This window comes from Sphingobium fontiphilum (assembly GCF_014196635.1).
In the GTDB taxonomy this organism is placed as follows: Bacteria; Pseudomonadota; Alphaproteobacteria; order Sphingomonadales; family Sphingomonadaceae; genus Sphingobium; species Sphingobium fontiphilum.
Genome location: NZ_JACIEB010000002.1, coordinates 190150 through 209950 on the forward strand (window position 1 = coordinate 190150; position 19801 = coordinate 209950).

General features: G+C 63.0%; 13 protein-coding genes. 8 read left to right on the top strand and 5 right to left on the bottom strand.

Annotated elements, in window-relative coordinates; translation table 11 throughout:
- Positions 1-332 precede the first annotated feature (332 nt).
- The gene (locus GGR44_RS05220) at positions 333-1112 is read right to left on the bottom strand and encodes an enoyl-CoA hydratase-related protein (protein ID WP_183954411.1); all 780 of its coding nucleotides are present in this window, start codon (positions 1110-1112) and stop codon (positions 333-335) included.
- A gap of 101 nt (positions 1113-1213) precedes the next feature.
- Positions 1214-1822, bottom strand: coding sequence for a GTP cyclohydrolase I FolE (gene folE / locus GGR44_RS05225; protein WP_183954412.1), 609 nt, complete (start codon positions 1820-1822; stop codon positions 1214-1216).
- Positions 1823-2031: 209 nt separating this feature from the next.
- Here folE and GGR44_RS05230 point away from each other — a divergent pair, with 209 nt between their 5' ends.
- Positions 2032-2637, top strand: coding sequence for a nucleotidyltransferase family protein (locus tag GGR44_RS05230; RefSeq protein ID WP_183954413.1), 606 nt, complete (start codon positions 2032-2034; stop codon positions 2635-2637).
- A 20-nt stretch (positions 2638-2657) separates the two neighbouring features.
- On the opposite strand, the gene GGR44_RS05235 is transcribed toward GGR44_RS05230, so the two are convergent.
- The 3 genes from GGR44_RS05235 to GGR44_RS05245 all read right to left on the bottom strand — a co-directional run bounded on the left by GGR44_RS05235 (position 2658) and on the right by GGR44_RS05245 (position 9787).
- A complete protein-coding gene (locus tag GGR44_RS05235; protein WP_183954414.1) occupies positions 2658-4298 on the bottom strand; it encodes a calcium-binding protein in 1641 nt (546 codons plus the stop codon).
- A gap of 259 nt (positions 4299-4557) precedes the next feature.
- The gene (locus GGR44_RS17075) at positions 4558-7932 is read right to left on the bottom strand and encodes a calcium-binding protein (RefSeq protein WP_183954415.1); all 3375 of its coding nucleotides are present in this window, start codon (positions 7930-7932) and stop codon (positions 4558-4560) included.
- A 190-nt stretch (positions 7933-8122) separates the two neighbouring features.
- Entirely contained in the window at positions 8123-9787 is a 1665-nt protein-coding gene (locus tag GGR44_RS05245; RefSeq protein WP_183954416.1) for an MFS transporter, read from the bottom strand.
- Between the two features lie 313 nt (positions 9788-10100).
- Between GGR44_RS05245 and GGR44_RS05250 the strand changes: the two genes are divergently transcribed.
- The 7 genes from GGR44_RS05250 to pgl all read left to right on the top strand — a co-directional run bounded on the left by GGR44_RS05250 (position 10101) and on the right by pgl (position 19793).
- A complete protein-coding gene (locus tag GGR44_RS05250) occupies positions 10101-10352 on the top strand; it encodes a hypothetical protein (protein ID WP_183954417.1) in 252 nt (83 codons plus the stop codon).
- A gap of 65 nt (positions 10353-10417) precedes the next feature.
- A complete protein-coding gene (locus tag GGR44_RS05255) occupies positions 10418-13819 on the top strand; it encodes a S8 family serine peptidase (RefSeq protein WP_183954418.1) in 3402 nt (1133 codons plus the stop codon).
- Between the two features lie 325 nt (positions 13820-14144).
- Positions 14145-15353, top strand: a complete 1209-nt coding sequence (locus GGR44_RS05260; protein WP_183954837.1) for an acetyl-CoA C-acetyltransferase — start codon at positions 14145-14147, stop codon at positions 15351-15353.
- A 26-nt stretch (positions 15354-15379) separates the two neighbouring features.
- Entirely contained in the window at positions 15380-17557 is a 2178-nt protein-coding gene (locus tag GGR44_RS05265; RefSeq protein ID WP_183954419.1) for a 3-hydroxyacyl-CoA dehydrogenase NAD-binding domain-containing protein, read from the top strand.
- 69 nt (positions 17558-17626) lie between these two features.
- Positions 17627-18631, top strand: a complete 1005-nt coding sequence (gene galE / locus GGR44_RS05270) for a UDP-glucose 4-epimerase GalE (protein ID WP_183954420.1) — start codon at positions 17627-17629, stop codon at positions 18629-18631.
- Positions 18628-19110, top strand: coding sequence for a YbaK/EbsC family protein (locus GGR44_RS05275; protein WP_183954421.1), 483 nt, complete (start codon positions 18628-18630; stop codon positions 19108-19110). The genes galE and GGR44_RS05275 overlap by 4 nt, the downstream gene beginning before the upstream one ends.
- Positions 19104-19793 (top strand): 6-phosphogluconolactonase, encoded by a 690-nt coding sequence (gene pgl / locus GGR44_RS05280; RefSeq protein WP_183954422.1) that lies wholly within the window; start codon positions 19104-19106, stop codon positions 19791-19793. Before GGR44_RS05275 ends, pgl begins: the two co-directional genes overlap by 7 nt.
- Positions 19794-19801 lie beyond the last annotated feature (8 nt).

The window sequence follows — 19801 nt, forward strand, 5'->3', positions numbered from 1 at the left end:
CGCCGTCCAAGCGAGGCCCAGAGCGATCAACGGCGTGGAAGCGAGCAAAGCGCGGCGGAAAATTGCTGTTTGCATGGCGGGCCTTCCCTGTATGTCCCTGACGGGAAATTCATTTTCGGCCATTCAGGGCGGCGTCCCCCCCGCCTTTGGGCGGCGGGGCGCTGCAATCATCCTCTCTCCGGTTGGTTACCGACACGCCAACGCGGTCGGCCATGCGCTTGGCGCACGGGTTCGTTTTCAATAGAAACGAAAACGGCGGCATGACCCTCCATGCCGCCGCCCGAATTTTATGACTGTTGCATGAAAGCCCCGATGGCGGGGCTGACAGGCGTCTAGCGCCCTTGCCAGACCCCCGGCCGCTTCTCGATAAAGGCGGCCATGCCCTCCATCTTGTCCTGCGTCGCGGTCAATATCTGGAACATGCGGCGTTCGGTCAGCAATCCCTGCGCCAGCCCGGTTTCGAACGCGGTGTTGACCATTTCCTTGTTCACCATGGCGGCCATGGGCGGCATGGCGGCGATCTCGGCGGCGGTCTTGAGCGCCTCTTCCAGCAGGTCGGCGGCGGGCACGATGCGCGACACCAGACCCGAACGCTCGGCTTCTTCCGCGCCCATCATCCGGCCGGTCAGGCACATTTCCATGGCCTTCGCCTTGCCGACGGCGCGGGTCAGGCGCTGCGAACCGCCCATGCCCGGCGCGACGCCCAGCTTGATTTCGGGCTGACCGAATTTCGCGGTATCGGCGGCGATGATGAAATCGGCCATCATCGCCAGTTCGCAGCCGCCGCCCAGCGCAAAGCCGGCCACCGCCGCGATCCACGGCTTGCGGGTCGCGACCACGCCGGTCTGCCAGCCGGAAAAGAAATCTTCGAGGAAGAAGTCGGCGGCGGGCTTGTCCGCCATTTCCTTGATGTCGGCGCCCGCCGCGAAAGCCTTTTCGCCACTACCCGTCAACACCGCACAGTGCTGCGCCGGATCGGCGTCGAACGCGGCAAAGGCATCGCTGAGTTCGGCCAGAACCTGGCTGTTGAGGGCGTTGAGCGCCTTGGGACGGTTGAGGGTGATCAACGTCACCGCGCCGCGCTGTTCGACCAGGATCATTTCATACGTCATCGGGACATCCCTTTTCCATGAAGCTCTCTATCGCCGACCGCATAGCGTCGCGCGAAGAGAAGGTCACCTGTCGATAGTGCAATTTCTGCCCGGGATCGGACTTAAGCCTCGATGAGGGCCATGACCTCTTCGCGGCTCTTGCTATCCTCCCGGAACACGCCCAGCATACGGCTGGTCTTCATGGTGACCCCTGGCGTGCGCACGCCGCGCCCGGTCATGCAGCCATGGGTCGCTTCGATCACCACGGCCACGCCCTGGGGTTTCAGATGCTCCCAGATGCAGTTGGCGACCTCCGCCGTCAGCCGCTCCTGCACCTGAAGCCGATGGGCGAAGGCGTGGAGAACGCGCGCCAGTTTGGAAATGCCGACAACATATTCGCCGGGCAGATAGGCGATATGCGCCCGACCGATGATCGGCGCCATATGATGTTCGCAATGCGACTGGAACGGAATATCCTTGAGCAGAATGATGTCGTCATAACCGCCCACTTCGTGGAAGATGCGCGACAGATGATAGGCCGGATCGTCGCCATAACCGCGGCAATATTCGGCCCAGGCCCGCGCCACCCGCTCGGGCGTGTCCAGCAGGCCTTCGCGCATCGGATCATCCCCGACCCAGTTTATGATTGTGCGGACCGCTTCGGCCACTTCAGCGGGCACTGGCAATTTGTCCGGCCCGGCCTGCGCATCCCGCATTTCGCTCACTGCCATTTGCCTTTCACTCCTCACACTCTCCAAAGTGAGGGCGCATATGGCGTCCACTGCGCCGGATTACCACCCATGACGCCTTTCCCTTGAGAGCACTGGACAGCCCGAAGCAGGAATGGCACGATTGCGCCAGCACTTATTCTCTTTGCGTCTTTCCAGGGCTGCATAACGGTTTTCCTTCATGCCGACCGCCTGCTTTCTTCTCCCACCACATGCGAACTGACCGGATCGCCGCCGTATTGCTGGCGGCAGGCGAGTCAGCGCGCTTTGGCGATGACGACAAATTGATGGCCGCCATTCGCGGCAAGCCGATGGTCGCGCATGTGCTGGAAACGGTGGCCTCCATGGCCTTTGCGGAAATGGTCGCCGTCGCCCGCCCGATCGCATTGGCACCGGTCATCCATCGCAAGCTGGAGCGGCGCGGCTACACGATATTGGTGAATGATCGGCCGCAGGACGGGATCGCCGCCAGCATCGCCATGGCGGTCGAGCATCTGATGCCGATGCGGCGGGTGCGCGGCATATTGCTGTGCCTGGCTGACATGCCCGACGTGCCCCAGACCCATTATAACCGCATCTGCCTGGCGGCGGAGGACATAAGGTCGGTCGTCGCCAGCACGGACGGCTTCTCCTCATCCGCCCCGGCCTTCATCGGCCGCAAGCATTTCCCCGAATTACAGGCGCTACGCGGCGATCAGGGGCCGCGCGCGTTGCTGAGCCACGGCGTCCAGGTCGAAACCAGCGGCGCCATGCTGCACGACGTCAACGAGCCGCAGGACCTGCCCGATTGGCGACCGCCGTCGCCGCCGCCGGAATGACCCGGCCGCCCGGTCAGCGATCAGAAGATGATGAAATCGGCATGGGTCAGGGCAAGGCCGGGCGAAATCTGGGCAAAGAGGATTGTCGCAGCCACGCCCGTGCCATCCCGGTCATAGAACAAATTCCCGCTGGCCGGATCATAAATGACACGGTCGTCCGCGTCCTGCGGCGCAGTGCCGATGTGGAACCGCGATTCCTCCAGCACGCCGTACGATCCGGTCTTGAACGGGGGATATTGCAGCATGATGGTGTCGTCCGCGACGTTGAAGTCGGTGATCCGGTCGACATTGCTGGAGCCAAGCATCGTTTCGAAGAAAAAGCGGTCGGACCCACCCCCACCCGTCATAACGTCGTTGCCCGCCATCCCGTGCAGATCATTGTCATTCTCATTGCCGAACAACCGGTTGGCGAGGGGGTTGCCCGTGGCGTCGATGTCTCCGAAGCCCATCAGCACAAGATCTTCGATATGCTGCCCGGCGAGGGAGAAACTGACCGACGACTTGACGACATCTTCGCCGCCATTGACCTTCTCGACCATGCGGTCGCCACTATTGTCGACATAATAGACATCATTGCCCAGCCCGCCGACCATCAGGTCCGTCCCGGCTCCGCCGTTAATGACGTCATCGCCATGACGCCCGATGATGACGTTCCGCAGCCCATTGCCGATCAGCGTCTGGCCGCTGCTCATTGTTCCCGTCAACCGTTCGACTTCGGCAGGGAGTGTGTAGCGGGCGAGGCTGGTGCGCACTTCGTCACGGCTGTTTTCGGGACGGCTGCTTTCGGGTAGTTCGATGACGATGTCGCCGACATTGTCGACAATGTAGATGTCGTTGCCGACGCCGCCGTCCATCCGGTCAGCGCCCGTGCCGCCGTTCAATATGTCTTCTCCGATGCCGCCATTTAAAACGTCGTTGCCGCCATTGCCCATCAACAGGTTGTCGGCGACATTGCCGTTCAATATGTTCGCGCCGTCATTGCCATAGGCGTTGAGCACGGCGGTGCCGAGCAGCGTCAGCGCTTCGACGAAGCGCCCCTCCAGACTATAGGTGACCGACGACATGATGCTGTCGTTGCCCTGGCCTTCGTCCTCGACCACATTGTCGCCAGCATCGTTGACATAATAGAGGTCGTCGCCCGCAGCGCCCGCCATCACGTCGCTGCCGCCGCCGCCGTTCAGGATGTCGTTGCCGACATTGCCGCTCAGATGGTTGGCGAGGACGTTTCCGATCAATGCCTGCCCGACCGTCAGGCCCGCGACCATATTCTCCACATTTTCGGGCAGGATGTAACGAAGCGCCAGGGAACGCACGGTGTCGACGCCTTCTCCGGCCAGTTCCATCACCCGGTCGCGCATATTGTCGACAATGAAAAGATCGTCGCCGCGCCCTCCATACATCGCGTCGATACCCAAGCCTCCGTCCAGCAGGTCATTGCCGTCAAAGCCATGAAGGATGTCATTGCCCGCATAGCCATAGAGCGTGTCGTCGCCAGCCGTCCCGTCGAGCCGGTCGTTGCTGTCACCACCCTCGATCGGATCGTCGAGGACGAGCCATGCCCTTTCCGCCGCAGAAACAGGCTGGATTCGTGCCATGCCGATGGACGACAGCGCGTCCCGTTCGAACACAACAGATTTAACGCCATTCATCCGAACAGCCATGATCACCCTCCAAACGGCAATGCAATAAAATGGGGAACTGCTTTATCTCCATGCTCATGACGGCAATAAAATTACGAAATAGTCATGAAATACATATTTCCGTCAATTACGATGGAAATATGCATTATTTATCTTTCGGCCCGCGCATCCAATTCGGGATTTTACGTAGGTGCTCAGAGCGTCAATTCGGTCCGCCAGCCATTGCGCCCATCGCCGGTGGAATGAGCGTGCTGTCTTTCAATGGTGGGGCAACAAACGATCAGAAGATCACGAAATCGGCATGGGTCAGGGCAAGGCCGGGGGCAAGCTGCCCGAAAACGGCCGCCGCGCCTGCGCCATTGCCGTCAGCGTCGTAGGACAGGAAGCCGGTCAGCGGATTATAGATGATGCGGTCATCGGCTTCCGCCGCCCTCGCGCCGACATGAAAGGCCGCAGCGCCCAGCATGCCGCCTGCGCCCGCCGCCGTGAAGATCGACGCGGCGAGCATGATGCTGTCGTCCGCGACCGCAAAATCGTAGATCCTGTCAATGTTGTTGGCTCCCAGCGCCGTTTCGAAGAAGAAATTGTCACGACCCGAGCCGCCGCCCATGATGTCGTTGCCCAGCATGCCGTGCAGGTCGTTGTCATATCCATTGCCGCCCAACCGGTTGGCGAGGCCGTTGCCCGTGGCGTCGATGTCGCCCCGGCCATTCAGGGTAAGATTTTCGATATGCTGCCCGGCGAGCGAGAAGCTGACCTTGGTCCAAACGCTGTCGTTGCCGCCATTGGCCTCCTCGACCACGCGGTCATTGCTGTTGTCGACATAGTAGAGATCATCGCCCAACCCGCCGATCATCACGTCGGCGCCAGCCAGGCCGTTGATGGTGTCATCGCCGTGGCGCCCGATGATCCGGTTCGCCAGCATGTTGCCGACCAGCGTCTGGCCGCCGCTCAATGTCCCGGTCAACCGCTCGACCCCGTCCGCCAACCAATAGCTGCCGAGGCCGGTCCGCACTTCGTCGACGCCCTGCCCGGCCAGTTCGATCACCAGATCGGTAGTATGGTCAACGATGAAGACATCATTGCCGACGCCCCCAGCCATCCGGTCCGCGCCCGCGCCGCCGTTCAATATGTCGTCGCCAGCATAGCCGTTCAGCGCGTCTTTGCCGCCATTGCCCATCAGCAGATTGGCGGCGACATTGCCGTTCAGCGTGTTGGCGGCTTCATTGCCAAAGGCGTTGAGCGCCGCATTGCCGACCAGGGTCAGCGTTTCGACCGAGCGGCCGGTCAGGCTGTAGGTGACAGCCGAGATGATGCTGTCGTCGCCCTGCCCATCGGCCTCGATCGCATCGTCGCCCGCGTCGTTGACATAATAGAGGTCGTCGCCCGCCGCGCCCACCATCACGTCCGCGCCGCCCGCGCCGTTCAATATGTCGTTCCCGGCATTGCCGCTGACCCGGTTGGCCAGGCCATTGCCGATCAGCGTCTGCCCATCCGCCGTCCACGCGATCAGGTTCTCGACATTGTCGGGCAGCGCGTAACGGAACAGTAGCGAGCGGACGGTGTCGGTGCCCTGATTGGCAAGCTCGATCACCTGGTCGCGCGTATCGTCGACGACATAAAGGTCGTGACCTGCGCCACCTTTCATCATGTCGGCTCCGGCCCCGCCATCCAGCGTGTCATTGCCGTCGAAGCTTTCCATACGGTCGTTGCCGCCCAGTCCCTGCAGCACGTCGTTACGACCGCCGGTCACCCTGACCCCGAAGATCGTATCGTCACCGTCCGTACCGCGATTGACGAAGTTCATGTTGGCGATGCTGGGCATCAACGTGCCGTCGCCCAGCCATATCTGCTCCAGCCCGCCATTGGGGATAATGAAGAATTTGGCAATCTGTATGGTATCGCCCGTCAGGCTGTTGCGGATCAGGCCATCGGTATTGCCTATGCGCGAAAATTCAAGTTGGGCGAACGTGACGCCCGCCCAAAGATAGAGCTTATCGGCTGTGCCGGAAATGTCGTCGACGACATCATGTCCCGACTGGATGTAAAACACGTCATTGCCGTCGCGCCCGATGAGGCGGTCATCGCCAGCGCCGTCATGGAAGATGTCGTCGCCGAGCCCGCCGTCGAGCGTGTCGTTGCCCGTCCCGCCATCGAGGATATCGTTGCCGTCGCCACCGAAAATCGTGTCGGAATGGTCTCCGCCGTTCAAAATATCGTTGCCGCCAAGCCCGTAAATGGCGTCGCTGCCGCCCAAGCCATTGATGACGTCGTTCATTCCGCCGGTGGCCGGATCGACCCCATAAATCGTGTCCGAGCCAGCTGTGCCGTTGGTCACCCAGCTGCGCGCGCGCATGTTGATGGTCGTGCCGTCGGCCAGACGGTATCGTTCGATCTCGCCCGTGATGAAGCCGGTTTCGAAATAGTCAGCGACTCGGATCGTGTCGCCAGTCAGGCGGTTGGTGATCAGCAAATCGATGAACGACTCGCGCCAGTTTTCGTCCGCAACCCGTTCAAAGCTGATGTCCGCCAAGGTCGCTCCGGCCCATAGCGTCAGCGTGTCATTGCCTTCCCCCACCCGTTCATAGATGCGGTCATGCCCGGCGCTGGCCACGAACTCGTCGTTGAACTCCGTACCAAGCAGCCGGTCGTCTCCATCGGAACCATAGGTCACCCACATCTGGGTCGACAGATCATTGATCGGCGTTCCGTCACCCAAAAGGATATGTTCGAACAACACGGCATATTGGTAAGTGTTGTCGATCAGAAATCTTTCAAAATAGTCGATTATGCGGACAGAGTCGCCCGTCAGGTTATTGGTGATGACAATATCTGTGGTCGTGCTTGTAGCGCCAGGCGGCACGTAGCGCGAGAAAGTCAGATCCGCGTTGGTGATCCCGTTCCAAAGGATGAGGGTGTCCTCGCCCTCATTGGGAGCCTCCCAAACCCGATCATGGCCGGTTCCGACGATGTAGGTATCATTGCCGCCTTCGCCATAAAGACCGTCGTCACCCGCACCGCCATCGAGCCGATCGTCGCCTGTGTCGCTCACACCATGATCCAGGCCGCCACCGCGGATCAAGTCGTTCCCGTCGCCGCCAAACATCTGGTCATCACCCTCTCCACCGGTGATGATATCATTTCCGCCCAGGCTATGAATCACGTCATGGGGATTGCCGCCAAAGGTTACGCCGGTCAGGACATCGTCATCCTCGGTTCCGGTCAAGGGGAAGCTGATATCCCGCAGACGCCACATGCTTCCATCGGCGAAGCGAAGCTGCTCGACCATATGCGGGGCATTGTTGAGCATCCATCTGTAAGATCCGCCCTCGTCATAATAATATTCGATCTCGAAGTGACCCACCACCAGGACGGCGGGGTTGCCTCCGACCGAGATAATAAGATCGTCCCCATTGCGCACCAGTTGCAGGTCGGAAAAGTTGATGCCCGCGCCGAAGATTATGCTGTCCAAGCCATGAGTCGTATCGCTGATCGTCAGCGGCGGATCGCCCAGCGCATAGTGATAGTTGGAGTCTTCGTATAAGGATGGCGTCGCGTTCGACAGCGGTTGCGCATTGAGCGGCGCATAGCCGATGGACGAGCGCGCGTCCCGTTCCGGCATTCCGCCCCTGGCGACATTGAACCGACCAGCCATCACGACTCTCCAACCGAAAATGCAATAAAACCGCGCCGATCATCGGTCGCCGCCCTCGCCATGGCAACAGACATGCGACCAAAGGATCAAAACGGGACGACGATCTTCATGCAAATCATGGAAACATGCCTTTGTTTCCATTTGGCGTCAGGCGGACAAGCAGGACTTTTACGTATAGGGTTACTCTGCCCTAGCTTGAACGACTGGGGTCGGTCATCGCATCGGACAGCGTGCGCACGTCCGTTGCATCCGCGCCGTGATGCGCCCCGGCCGGACGTTCGAGCATGCGGTGGACGGTCGGCGGCCAGTCGCCCCGATGCAGCAACCGCAGCCTGTCGCCGTTTTCCGTGTCGGCCAACGTGCGGCGCAGATTGTGGCGGACATAATCGGCCCAGGTCGCGACATGATAACGCTCGATCCACAGGGCGGGGTCGCCCAGGTCGCGCATGAGCGTCCAACCCCGCGCCCCATCGCGCAGGCGGATGCGACGCCTCTCCCCCATCGCCTCGACAAAGGCGTTAGCGTCGTGAGGGTCGACCCGATATTCGATGGAAATGACGATCGGCCCGCTGCGCGGTTCGATGGGAACCGCCACCTCCGGCTCGCGCCAGGATCCCAGAGGGTCCAGATTGTCATCGCCAACATCCACGATGGGCAGGATGACGCCGAGCAACAGGACGGCGACCTGCCCGGCCGCCGCCGCAAGCAGGGCTGTCGCGACGCCTTCATGCTCCGCCAGCAGCCCGAAGAGCCAGCTACCCGCCGCCATCCCGCCAAAGGCGGACATCTGATAAAGCGCCAGCGCCCGCGCCGCCACCCAGCGCGGCGTCGACAACTGTATTGTCACGTTGAAGGTGGATAGCGACATCACCCATCCCGCGCCAGCAGCGGCGACGGCCATGACGCAGACAATCATGTACCCGCCCAGCGCCACCCCCGCACAGCCGACGGCCATCAGCGCGGCGCCGGTCCGCACCATCGCTTCGGTGGACAACCGGGCGCTCAAACGACCTGTCGACAAGGCTCCCGCAACCGCTCCGACGCCAAAAGCGCCCAGCAGCAGGCCAAATATCGTCGGCCCGCCCACCACCAGGTCGCGCGCGATCAACGGCATCAGCGCCAGCATGATGCTGCCCACGCCGCCGAACAGCGCGGCGCGGAGCAGCACCAGGCGCATATTGGGCGACATCGCGGCATAGCGTATCCCCGCCGCCATCGCGCGCGCCAGCGGCTCCCTGCCCGCGCCACCCGATCGCGGCGCCGGCCGCCAGCGCAGCAGGACGAGGATCAACGCGACATAGCTGACCGTATTGACCATGAAGGCGCAGCCGGCGCCGGCCGCCGCGACAATGAAGCCGCCCAGCGCCGGCCCGACACTGCGCGCGATGTTGAATCCCATGCTGTTATAGGCGACCGCGCGGGGGAGCGCCGCGCGCGGAACCATGTCGGCCACGGACGCCTGCCATGCCGGGGCATGGATCGCCGTTCCGCAGCCGATGGCAAAGGTGAAGGCCAGCAAAATCCAGGGCGTCAGCCACCCCGCCCATGCGCACCAGGTCAGCAACAATGACGTCACGAGCATGAAAAACTGCGCCGCCAGCATGACCGTGCGCCGTTCCAGATTGTCGGCCATGGCCCCCGACAGCAGCGACAGCAGCATCAAGGGCAAGGCCGTGGAGGCCTGGACCAGCGCCACCATCTGGGAAGACGATGTCAACGCCGTCATCAGCCATGCGGCGCCCACGGACTGGATCAGCCCGCCGAAATTGGACAGGATGCTGGCCAGCCATACGCGCTTGAACAGGGGGCTGGCGAAAGGCGAGACAGCGGGCTGGGGCGAGGGAGTTTGGGGCACGGCCCCTTCAACCCCAATCCGGCGCCATCGTCAAACGCCAGGCAGCCCAGCCGGACCGTCGCCCGACATTGATCTTGCGGCTTGCGCCTGTTCCGAAGAAAAAGCCAATTCTACCCCGGGTTACAGCGTATAGTGCTTGAAATGGCGGTGATGATGCCGCAATCTGACGCCACAACATAAATCGAGTCGCATGTGCGCCTTTTCCGGCGCTGCTGTTTTACGCCCTGAAAGGGATGCAGGCCATGCTTGACTTGGAATGCCAGATTTCCGGTAAGGTGCGCACGGGCGGCTTGTTCCACCCGATACCTTCGCCATGATGCCGCCGGTGGCCATCGTGCAGGCAGAACCTGAACAGACGATCAGCGGCACGGTGCAGGCCGGCGTGGTCTGTCCCCTGCTGCATCTGTCGGATGGCCGCGTCTTCGCGCTTCAGGGCGTCAATCGCAAGGATGCGCCGGTCGGCGCTTCCGTGACGGTCGTCGGGCGGCCCATCATGATGTCCACCTGTCAACAAGGCCCGGCCTTTCTGGTCGCGCGCATCATAACACCCTCATCCTCCAGCTAAAAAATCCAACATGGCGGCACGCACAGTCCCACAGGCGCGCGCCATTATAACGAAAGGATAAAGCGATGCCTTTTAACCCCACAGATCCGCTGTTCGACAGACAGTGGCATTTCGACCGGATCGGCAACATCCGCGCCATCTGGGAAGAATATAACGGCTCGGGCGTGAATGTCGGCGTTTATGACGAGGGCATCGAGCAGACCCACACGGATCTGAACGACAATTACAACGCCGCGCTGGAATTTTCCTATAACGGCTCGATCCCCAATACCGGCGCGACCGGGCCGCACGGCACATCCGTCGCGGGCCTGATCGGCGCGGAAGCCAATGACGAAGGCACGGTCGGCATCGCCTTTGGCGCCAGCCTGACCAGCGTCAACATCTTCGATTCGTCGAGCGACCTGTTCATCAACGCGGGGACGCCGACCGGCTTCTTCGCGGCGGTCGCCTATAATGCGTTCGATGTCGTCAACAACAGCTGGGGATCGACGCCGGGTTATGCCGCGTTCCAGAACCGCAACACGGCGGGCAGCTTCGCCGCCGAAACCGTGGCGGGCTGGCAGAATGTCGCCGACACCGGCCGCGGCGGGTTGGGCACGATCGTCCTGAAGGCGGCGGGCAATGAATCGCGCAACGCCAATGCCGAAGGCTCCAACTCCGCCCGCTTCGTCATCGACGTGGCGGCGGTCGGCGATTCCGGCTTTGCCGCATCCTATTCCAACCATGGCGCCAACATCCTGGTGTCCGCGCCGGGCAGCGAATTTGAATCCAACGGCGGGCTGGGCATCGTCACCACCGACCTGACCGGCACTGCTGGTTACAATCTGCGCGGCGATCCGGCCGGCAGCTATGACTATACCGACGATTTCGGCGGCACGTCGGCCGCCACGCCGATCGTCAGCGGCGTCGTCACCCTGATGCTCGACGCCAATGCGGGGCTGGGCTGGCGCGACGTGCAGGACATTTTGGCGATGTCGGCGACCCATACCGGCAGCTCGCTGGTGTCGACCACGCCCGGCACGTTCGAAAACGACATCTGGAAAATCAACGGCGCCACCAACTGGAACGGCGGCGGCATGCATTTCCACAACAATTACGGTTTTGGCATGGTCAACGCCTATAACGCCGTGCGCATGGCCGAAGTATGGAGCCTGTTCGACAGCGCCCATACGTCGACGGCGGGCAACAACACGATCAGCTTCTTCGCGTCGCCCGCCATGGCGCTGGCCGACCTGACCGACAATACCTACGCGTTCAACATTCCCTTCGATCAGACGATGGAGAATGTGCAGGTCACGCTCAACTACACGCACAGCTTCATGAGCGACCTCATCATCTCGCTGATCTCGCCGACCGGCGACCGCTATATTCTGGAGGACCGCACGGCGGGCAATTCCTCGGCGGCCGACGGTGGCCTGACCTGGACCTATGGCATCCAGGGGCTGCGCGGCGAAAATACGGCGGGCAACTGGATACTGTCCATCAACGACGTCGTCGGCGCGGATTCGGGCACGCTCAATTCCGTGCAGATCACCTTCCATGGCACCACAAACGATTCCAGCGACACCTATCACTTCACCGACGAATTCCAGTTGATGGCGATGCTGGACCCCAGCCGCCGGACCGTCAGCGATACCGATGGCGGCACCGACTGGCTGAACATGGCGGCGATCAGCGGCGACATCGTCCTGCGCCTCGACCAGAACGCCTATTCGTCGATCAACGGCACCCAGTTCATCCGCATCGCCAATGGCACCGACATTGAAAATGCAGTGACCGGCGACGGCGACGACCTGATCCAGGGCAACAGCCTTGCGAACCAATTGATGGGCATGCGCGGCAGCGACACCATCCGCAGCTATGCCGGCAGCGACATATTGGATGGCGGCCAGGGCGCCGACTATATGTTCGGCGGTGCGGACAGCGACAGATATTATGTCGACAATGACGGCGATGTCGTCGTCGAAAATGCCGGTGAAGGCAATGACATCGTCCATGCCTCAACAGCTGCCTATATGCTTACCGCCAATGTCGAACGTCTGATCGGTACCTTGGACAGCGGTCAAAACCTTGTCGGCAACACGCTGAACAACATTATCACCGCAGGCGGAGGCAACGATACGCTCAACGGTGGGGCTGGCATCGACACGATGATCGGCGGACTGGGCGACGACATCTACGTCGTCGACAATGCCAGCGATGTCGTGACCGAAGCGGCCGGCGAAGGGATCGATACCGTCCGCACTGGCCTTGCCACATACGCGCTGGCCGCCAATGTCGAAAATCTGCAGGGCGTGCTCAGCGCGGGCCAGTCGCTCACTGGAAACACGCTCGATAACACCATTACCGGCGCGATCGGCGCCGACATCATCAACGGCGCATCGGGCGCCGACACGATGATCGGCGGGCGCGGCAACGACACCTATTATCTCGACAATGCCGGCGACGTGGTGACCGAACTGCTCGACGAAGGCACCGCCGACGAAGTGCGCACGGTGCTGGCCAGCTATGCGCTGGCCGCCAATGTCGAAAAGCTGACGGGCACGTCGGCGGCCGGGCAATTGCTGGTCGGCAATACGCTCGACAACATCATCCGCGGCTTCAGCGGCAACGACACCATCAACGGCGGCGTCGGCGCGGACACGATGACCGGCCTTGCCGGGAACGACATCTTCATCGTCGACAATGTCGGCGACGTGGTCGTGGAATCTGCCGGTCAGGGCACGGACGAGGTGCGCACCACCCTGTCCAGCTATGCGCTGGCCGCCAATGTCGAAAATCTGCGCGGCACGCTGGCCGCCGGACAGATGCTGACCGGCAACACGCTGGCCAACACCATCACCGGCGCCGCGGGCAATGACTCGATCAATGGCGGAACCGGCGCAGACACGATGATCGGCGGCCTGGGCGACGACACCTATGTCGTCGACAATGCCGGCGACGTGGTGACGGAAGCGGCCGCTGAAGGCAGCGACACCGTTCGCACCGGCCTTGCCAGCTACACGCTGGGCGCCAATGTCGAGAATCTGATCGGCTCGCTGAGCGCCGGCCAGACGCTGAACGGCAATACGCTCAACAACACCATCACCGGCGCCAATGGCGGCGACACCATCAACGGCGGTCTGGGCAGTGACAATCTGACCGGCAGCGGCGGAGCCGACCATTTCGTGTTCGACACCGCGCTGGGCGCCTCCAACGTCGACCGCATCCTCGACTTCAGCGTGCCGGCGGACACGATGGATCTGGATGACGCGATCTTCACCGCGATCGGGCCGCTCGGCACGCTCAACGCCAACGCCTTCCGCATCGGCACCAGCGCGCTGGATGCCGACGACCGCATCTTCTACAACAGCGTCAGCGGCTTCGTCTTCTACGATCAGGACGGCAATGGCGCACTGGCGCCGGTGTTGTTCGCAAAATTGACGGCGGGACTGGCGCTCACCAATGCGGATTTCGTGGTGATCTGATCTGACGGCCCGGCCAACGCCCGTCAGCGGGTCGGCCGGGCGGTTCATTGACCTGCCTATCTGGAAAATGCCGCCCTTAACCGGGGCGGCATTTTCTTTTCTCCCGAGCGTCCTGCCCCCTGTTGAACCGGGAAGGCTGCCAACCCAGTCGCTTCTCGCTCAACCCGGCGCCGGGCCACCGACGCTACGGCACTGCCAAGCCTGCGCTTTTGCCCCCGATTTCCGCTTCCTCCAGCCGCCATTTCTGACAAAAACCCCTTGCACTTTACGTAAACGTAAATAAATTTTGACGCAGAATGTTCGTCTCATGGAGAGGATGCGCGCAATGGAAGCCTATATCTATGATGCCGTGCGCACGCCGCGCGGGCGGGGGCGGCCCGATGGCGCCCTGCACGAAATCACGTCCGTGCAACTGGCCACTCAGGTGCTTGCCGCGGTGCGCGACCGCACCGGCATCGACACCGCCGATGTCGACGATGTGATCCTGGGCTGCGTCACGCCGGTGGGCGAACAGGGCGCAGACATCGCCCGCACGGCCGCGCTGAACGCCGATTATGCGCAGACGACGCCAGGCGTTCAGGTCAACCGTTTCTGCGCGTCGGGGCTGGAGGCGGTGAACATCGCGGCGGCCAAGGTGCTATCGGGCGAGGCGTTGTTCGCCATCGGCGGCGGCGTTGAGTCCATGAGCCGCGTGCCCATGGCGTCGGACGGCGGCGCCATCGCCATGGACCCGGCCGTCGCCTACAAAACCTATTTCGCGCCGCAGGGCATTGGCGCGGACGTCATCGCCACCAAATTCGGCATCAGCCGCGACGACGCCGACGCCTATGCCGTCGAAAGCCAGAAGCGTGCGAAAATGGCATGGGACGAAGGCCGCTTCGCCCGGTCGATCATCCCGGTGAAGGACGTGATGGGTGCAGTCGTGCTCGACCATGACGAACATATGCGCCCCGAAACCACCATGCAGTCGCTCGCCGCGCTCAAGCCCAGTTTCGCCGCTCTGGGCGAGGACATGCCCGGCTTCGATATCGTCGCCCTGTTGCGCTATCCCGAACTGGAGCGGGTGAACCATGTCCATCATGCGGGCAATTCGTCGGGCATCGTCGATGGCGCGGCCGCCGTGCTGGTGGGCGGCAAGGACATCGGCGACAAATATGGGCTGAAGCCCCGTGCGCGGATCAGGGCCATGGCCTCCATCGGGTCGGAACCGCTGATCATGCTGACCGGGCCGGAATTCGTGGCGGGTAAGCTGCTCGCCCGCGCAGGGATGGCCGCCGCCGACATTGACCTGTGGGAACTGAACGAAGCCTTTGCCAGCGTCGTGCTGCGCTACATGCAGGCGATGGACCTCGACCACAGCCAGATCAACGTCAATGGCGGGGCCATCGCCATGGGCCACCCGCTGGGCGCGACCGGGGCGATGGTGCTGGGCGTCGCGCTCGACGAACTGGAACGATCGGGCAAAGGCACGGCGCTCATCAACCTGTGCGTGGGCGCTGGGATGGGCACCGGCATCATCATCGAGCGTATATGAGCGGCGGCGAACAGGAGAGATTTATCATGGAAACCATCCGCTTCGATATCGACGCCGACGGCATCGCCACGCTGACCATCGACGTGCCGGGCCAGTCGATGAACGTCATCGGTCCCGATTTCCTGGCCGATCTGGACGCGGCGATCACCCGCATTTCGAGTGAGGAGGCCATCAAGGGCGCGGTGATCGCGTCGGGCAAGGACAGCGGCTTCATGGCCGGCATGGACCTTAAATATTTCGGGTCGATGCTGGTCAGCGCGGGCGGCAGGCCACCCGCCCCGGCCGATATTTTCGACAAGGTTTTCGTGCTCAATCAGTTGTTCCGGCGGCTGGAGACATGCGGCAAGCCGGTCGCCTGCGCCATTGAGGGCACCTGCGCGGGCGGCGGCTTTGAACTGGCGCTCGCCTGCCACCACCGGGTTGTGGGCGACAACCCGAAGACGCAACTGGGCCTGCCCGAAATATTGATCGGCCTGTTCCCCGGCGGCGGCGGATCGCAGCGCCTGCCGCGCATCATGGGCGTGCAGATGGCGCTGATGACGATGTTGCAGGGCAAGCTGATGCGCCCGGCCGAAGCGGGCATGATGAAGGTCGTTGACCAGGTCGTGCCGCAGGGCACGGCGGTCGAGGCCGCGCGCGCATGGGTGAAGGCCAACCCGACCGCCAGCACCCAGCCATGGGACGTCAAGGGATTCAAATTCCCCGGCGGCGCGGGGCAATTCAACCCCGGCTTCGTGCAGACCATGGTCGGCGCGCTGCCGATGACGCTGAAACAGACGCAGCGGAACATGAACGCGCCCATCGCCCTGCTGTCGGCTGTTTACGAAGGCGCGTCCCTGCCCTTCGACCGGGCGATCCGGGTGGAAAGCAAATATTTCGCCAAGGTCGCGGCCGATCCGCAGGCGGGCAACATGATCCGCAGCCTGTTCGTCAACAAGCAGGCGGCAGAACGCGGCGCGCGGCGGCCCAAGGACGAGCCCAGGGCCCCGACCATGAAGCTCGCCATGCTGGGCGCGGGCATGATGGGGGCCGGCATCGCCACCGTCGCGGCGCAGGCGGGCATGGAGGTCATCCTGTTCGACCGCGACATGGCCTATGCGGAAAAAGGCAAGGCCCATGTCGAGGAGGTTCTGAAAAAGCGGCTGGGCCGCGGCATGACGCCCGAAAAGATGGCGGCCACCCTCGCCCGCGTCACGCCGACCACCGATTTCGCCGCGCTCGCCGGATGCGATTTCGTCATCGAGGCGGTGTTCGAGGATGCAAGCATCAAGGCCGAGGTCACGAAGAAGGTCGAGGCGGTGCTGGGCGCGGACACGATCTTCGGCTCCAACACATCCACCCTGCCGATCACGAAACTGGCGAAGGCCTGGAGCAAGCCTGAAAATTTCATCGGCGTTCATTTCTTCTCGCCGGTCGAAAAAATGCCGCTGGTGGAAATCATCCTGGGCGAAAAGACCGGCCCGGCCGCCATCGCCAAGGCGCTCGATTTCGTCGCCCAGATCAGGAAGACGCCGATTGTCGTCAATGACTCGCGCGGCTTCTACACCTCGCGCTGTTTCGGCACCTATGTGCAGGAGGGTGTGGAAATGGTGGCTGAAGGCATCAACCCCGCCCTTATCGAAAATGCCGGGCGGCAACTGGGCATGCCGGTCGGGCCTTTGGCGGTGGGCGACGAAGTGTCGATCGAACTGGGCAACAGGATCGTCCTCGCCGCGAAGAAGGAACTGGGCGACGCCTATGTGCCGCAACGCTCCGACGAACTGATGGGGCGGATGGTCGAACTGGGGCGGTTGGGCCGCAAGAATGGCAAGGGCTGGTATGATTATCCCGAAGGCGGGAAGAAGCATCTGTGGCCCGGCCTTGCCGACCTGTTCCCGCGGACCGGTGACCAGCCCGATGTCGAGGGGGTGAAGGAGCGGCTGCTCTATCGCCAGCTGATCGAATGCGCCCGCTGCTTTGCCGAAGGCGTGCTGGAAACGCCGGAGGATGGCGACATCGGCGCCATTTTCGGTTGGGGCTTTGCGCCTTATACCGGCGGGCCGTTTTCGCACATGGACACGGTGGGGATCGCCCATGTCGTGGCCGTGCTCGACCGGCTCGCCGCCGCCCATGGTGATCGCTTTGCGCCGACACAGCAATTGCGGGACATGGCGGCCAGCGGCGCCGCATTCTATCGCCCGGCGCCTTCCCGCGCCGCAGCATGATGGGGCTATAAATCGTAACGGTCATGGTTTAGGTCTCCCGGCATCATCATCGTCGGGAGACCTCCATCCATGAGCGGCAAAACCACGGTCCTTGTCACGGGCGGCGCGGGCTATATCGGCAGTCACGCGGTGCTGGCGCTGAAGGATGCTGGCCATGGCGTGGTGGTGATCGACAATCTGGTCACCGGCTTTGCATGGGCGGTGCCCGACGACGTGCCGTTGGTCCGGGGCGACATCGCCGACCAGCCGCTGGTGGAAGCGACGCTGCGCGACCATGGCGTGGGCGCGATCATGCATTTTGCAGGATCGGTGGTCGTCCCCGAATCCGTTGAAAACCCGCTGAAATATTATCATAACAACAGCGCCAAGACCCGCGACCTGATCGAGAGCGCGGTGCGCGTGGGCGTGCCCCATTTCATCTTCTCCTCGACCGCCGCCACCTATGGCATTCCCGACGAAAGCCCGGTGAAAGAGACGACGCCGCAACGGCCGATCAATCCCTATGGCATGTCGAAGCTGATGACCGAATTTATGCTGCGCGACGTGGCGGCGGCGCACCCCATGAACTTCTGCGCGCTGCGTTACTTCAACGTCGCGGGCGCCGATCCGCAGGGTCGCACGGGACAATCGACGGCGGGCGCCACCCACCTGATCAAGGTGGCGGTGGAGGCGGCGTTGGGCAAGCGCAGCCATGTCGGCGTGTTCGGGACGGATTTCGACACGCCCGACGGCACCGGGGTGCGCGACTATATCCATGTCAGCGATCTGGCCGACGCCCATGTGCTGGCGCTCGACGCGCTGATGGCGGAGCCTGACCGCAATTACATGCTCAATTGCGGCTATGGCCGGGGCTTCTCCGTGCTCGAAGTGCTCGATGCGGTGGACCGCGTCACCAATAGGAAGATCGACCGGCGGATGGAAGGCCGACGCCCGGGCGATCCCGACGCGCTGATTTCCGATAATCGCGCGATCATGGATGCCTTCCCCTGGCAGCCGCGCCATGCCGACCTCGACCAGATCGTCACCCATGCGCTGGCATGGGAGCGCAAGCTCAATGAAATTCGCGGTGAATGAGCGCGCAATCGGTCATCGCATTCCTGGCGGCGAAGGCCCCCGATCTTGCCGTCATCGATCAGGGGGCCAGCACCGCCACCGTTATCGAGGCGGCCGCAGCGCTGGGCGTCGAACCGGCGCGCATCGCCAAGACTTTGTCGCTGCGCGCGGGCGACCGGGTGGTGCTGGTCTGCGCGCGGGGCGACGCGCGGCTCAACAATGGCAAGGCCAAGGCCGCGCTGGGCGCCAAGCCCCGTATGCTGGGCGCGGATGAAGTGGAGGCGATCACCGGCCATCCGGTCGGCGGCGTCTGTCCATTCGGGCTGGCCACGCCCCTGCCGGTTTATTGCGACATATCGCTGCGCGCGTTCGAAACGGTGTTCCCGGCGGCGGGATCGCGCACCGCTTCGGTCGAGATCACGCCTGACCGTCTGGCGGCGCTGACGGGGGCGGATTGGATCGACATCTGCACCCTGCCGGACGCGGGCGAGCCATGCTGACCGAGCATCATTGCGCCGATGGCGCAACGGCGGCTGCGGCGATGGCCGGGCGGATTGCGGCCCTGCTGAACGAGGCCATTGCAGCGCGTGGGGTCGCGACGCTGGCCCTGTCGGGCGGGCGATCCCCCATTCCTATGCTGCGCGCCTTGTCGGTCAGCGATGTGGACTGGTCGAAAGTCATCGTCACGCTGGTCGATGAACGCTGGGTCGCGCCCGACCACGCCGACAGCAATGAACGGCTGGTCCGCGAAAATCTGCTCCATGGCGCGGCCGCCGCCGCCCGGTTCGTGTCGATGAAGAATGGCGCCGCCGACGCCCATGCCGGGCAGGCGGAATGCGAAACGGCCATCGCCGCCCTGCCATGGCCGCTCGACATCGTCGTGCTGGGCATGGGTGAGGATGGGCACACGGCCTCCCTGTTCCCCGATGCCGCCGAACTGGCCGAGGGGCTGGCGACCCGGGCGATGACGCTCGCTATATCCCCGCCCGCCGCGCCGCACCAGCGCCTGTCGCTCAGCGCCCGGACGATCCTCTCCAGCCGCCATATCCTGTTGCAGATCGGCGGCGCGGCCAAGCGGGCCGTCTATGAGCGCGCGCGCGCTGGCGGCCCTGTGGCGGAACTCCCCATCCGTCTGGCCCTGTGTCAGGATGATGTGCCCGTCGAGGTTTGGATCAGCGCCTGATTGGCTGC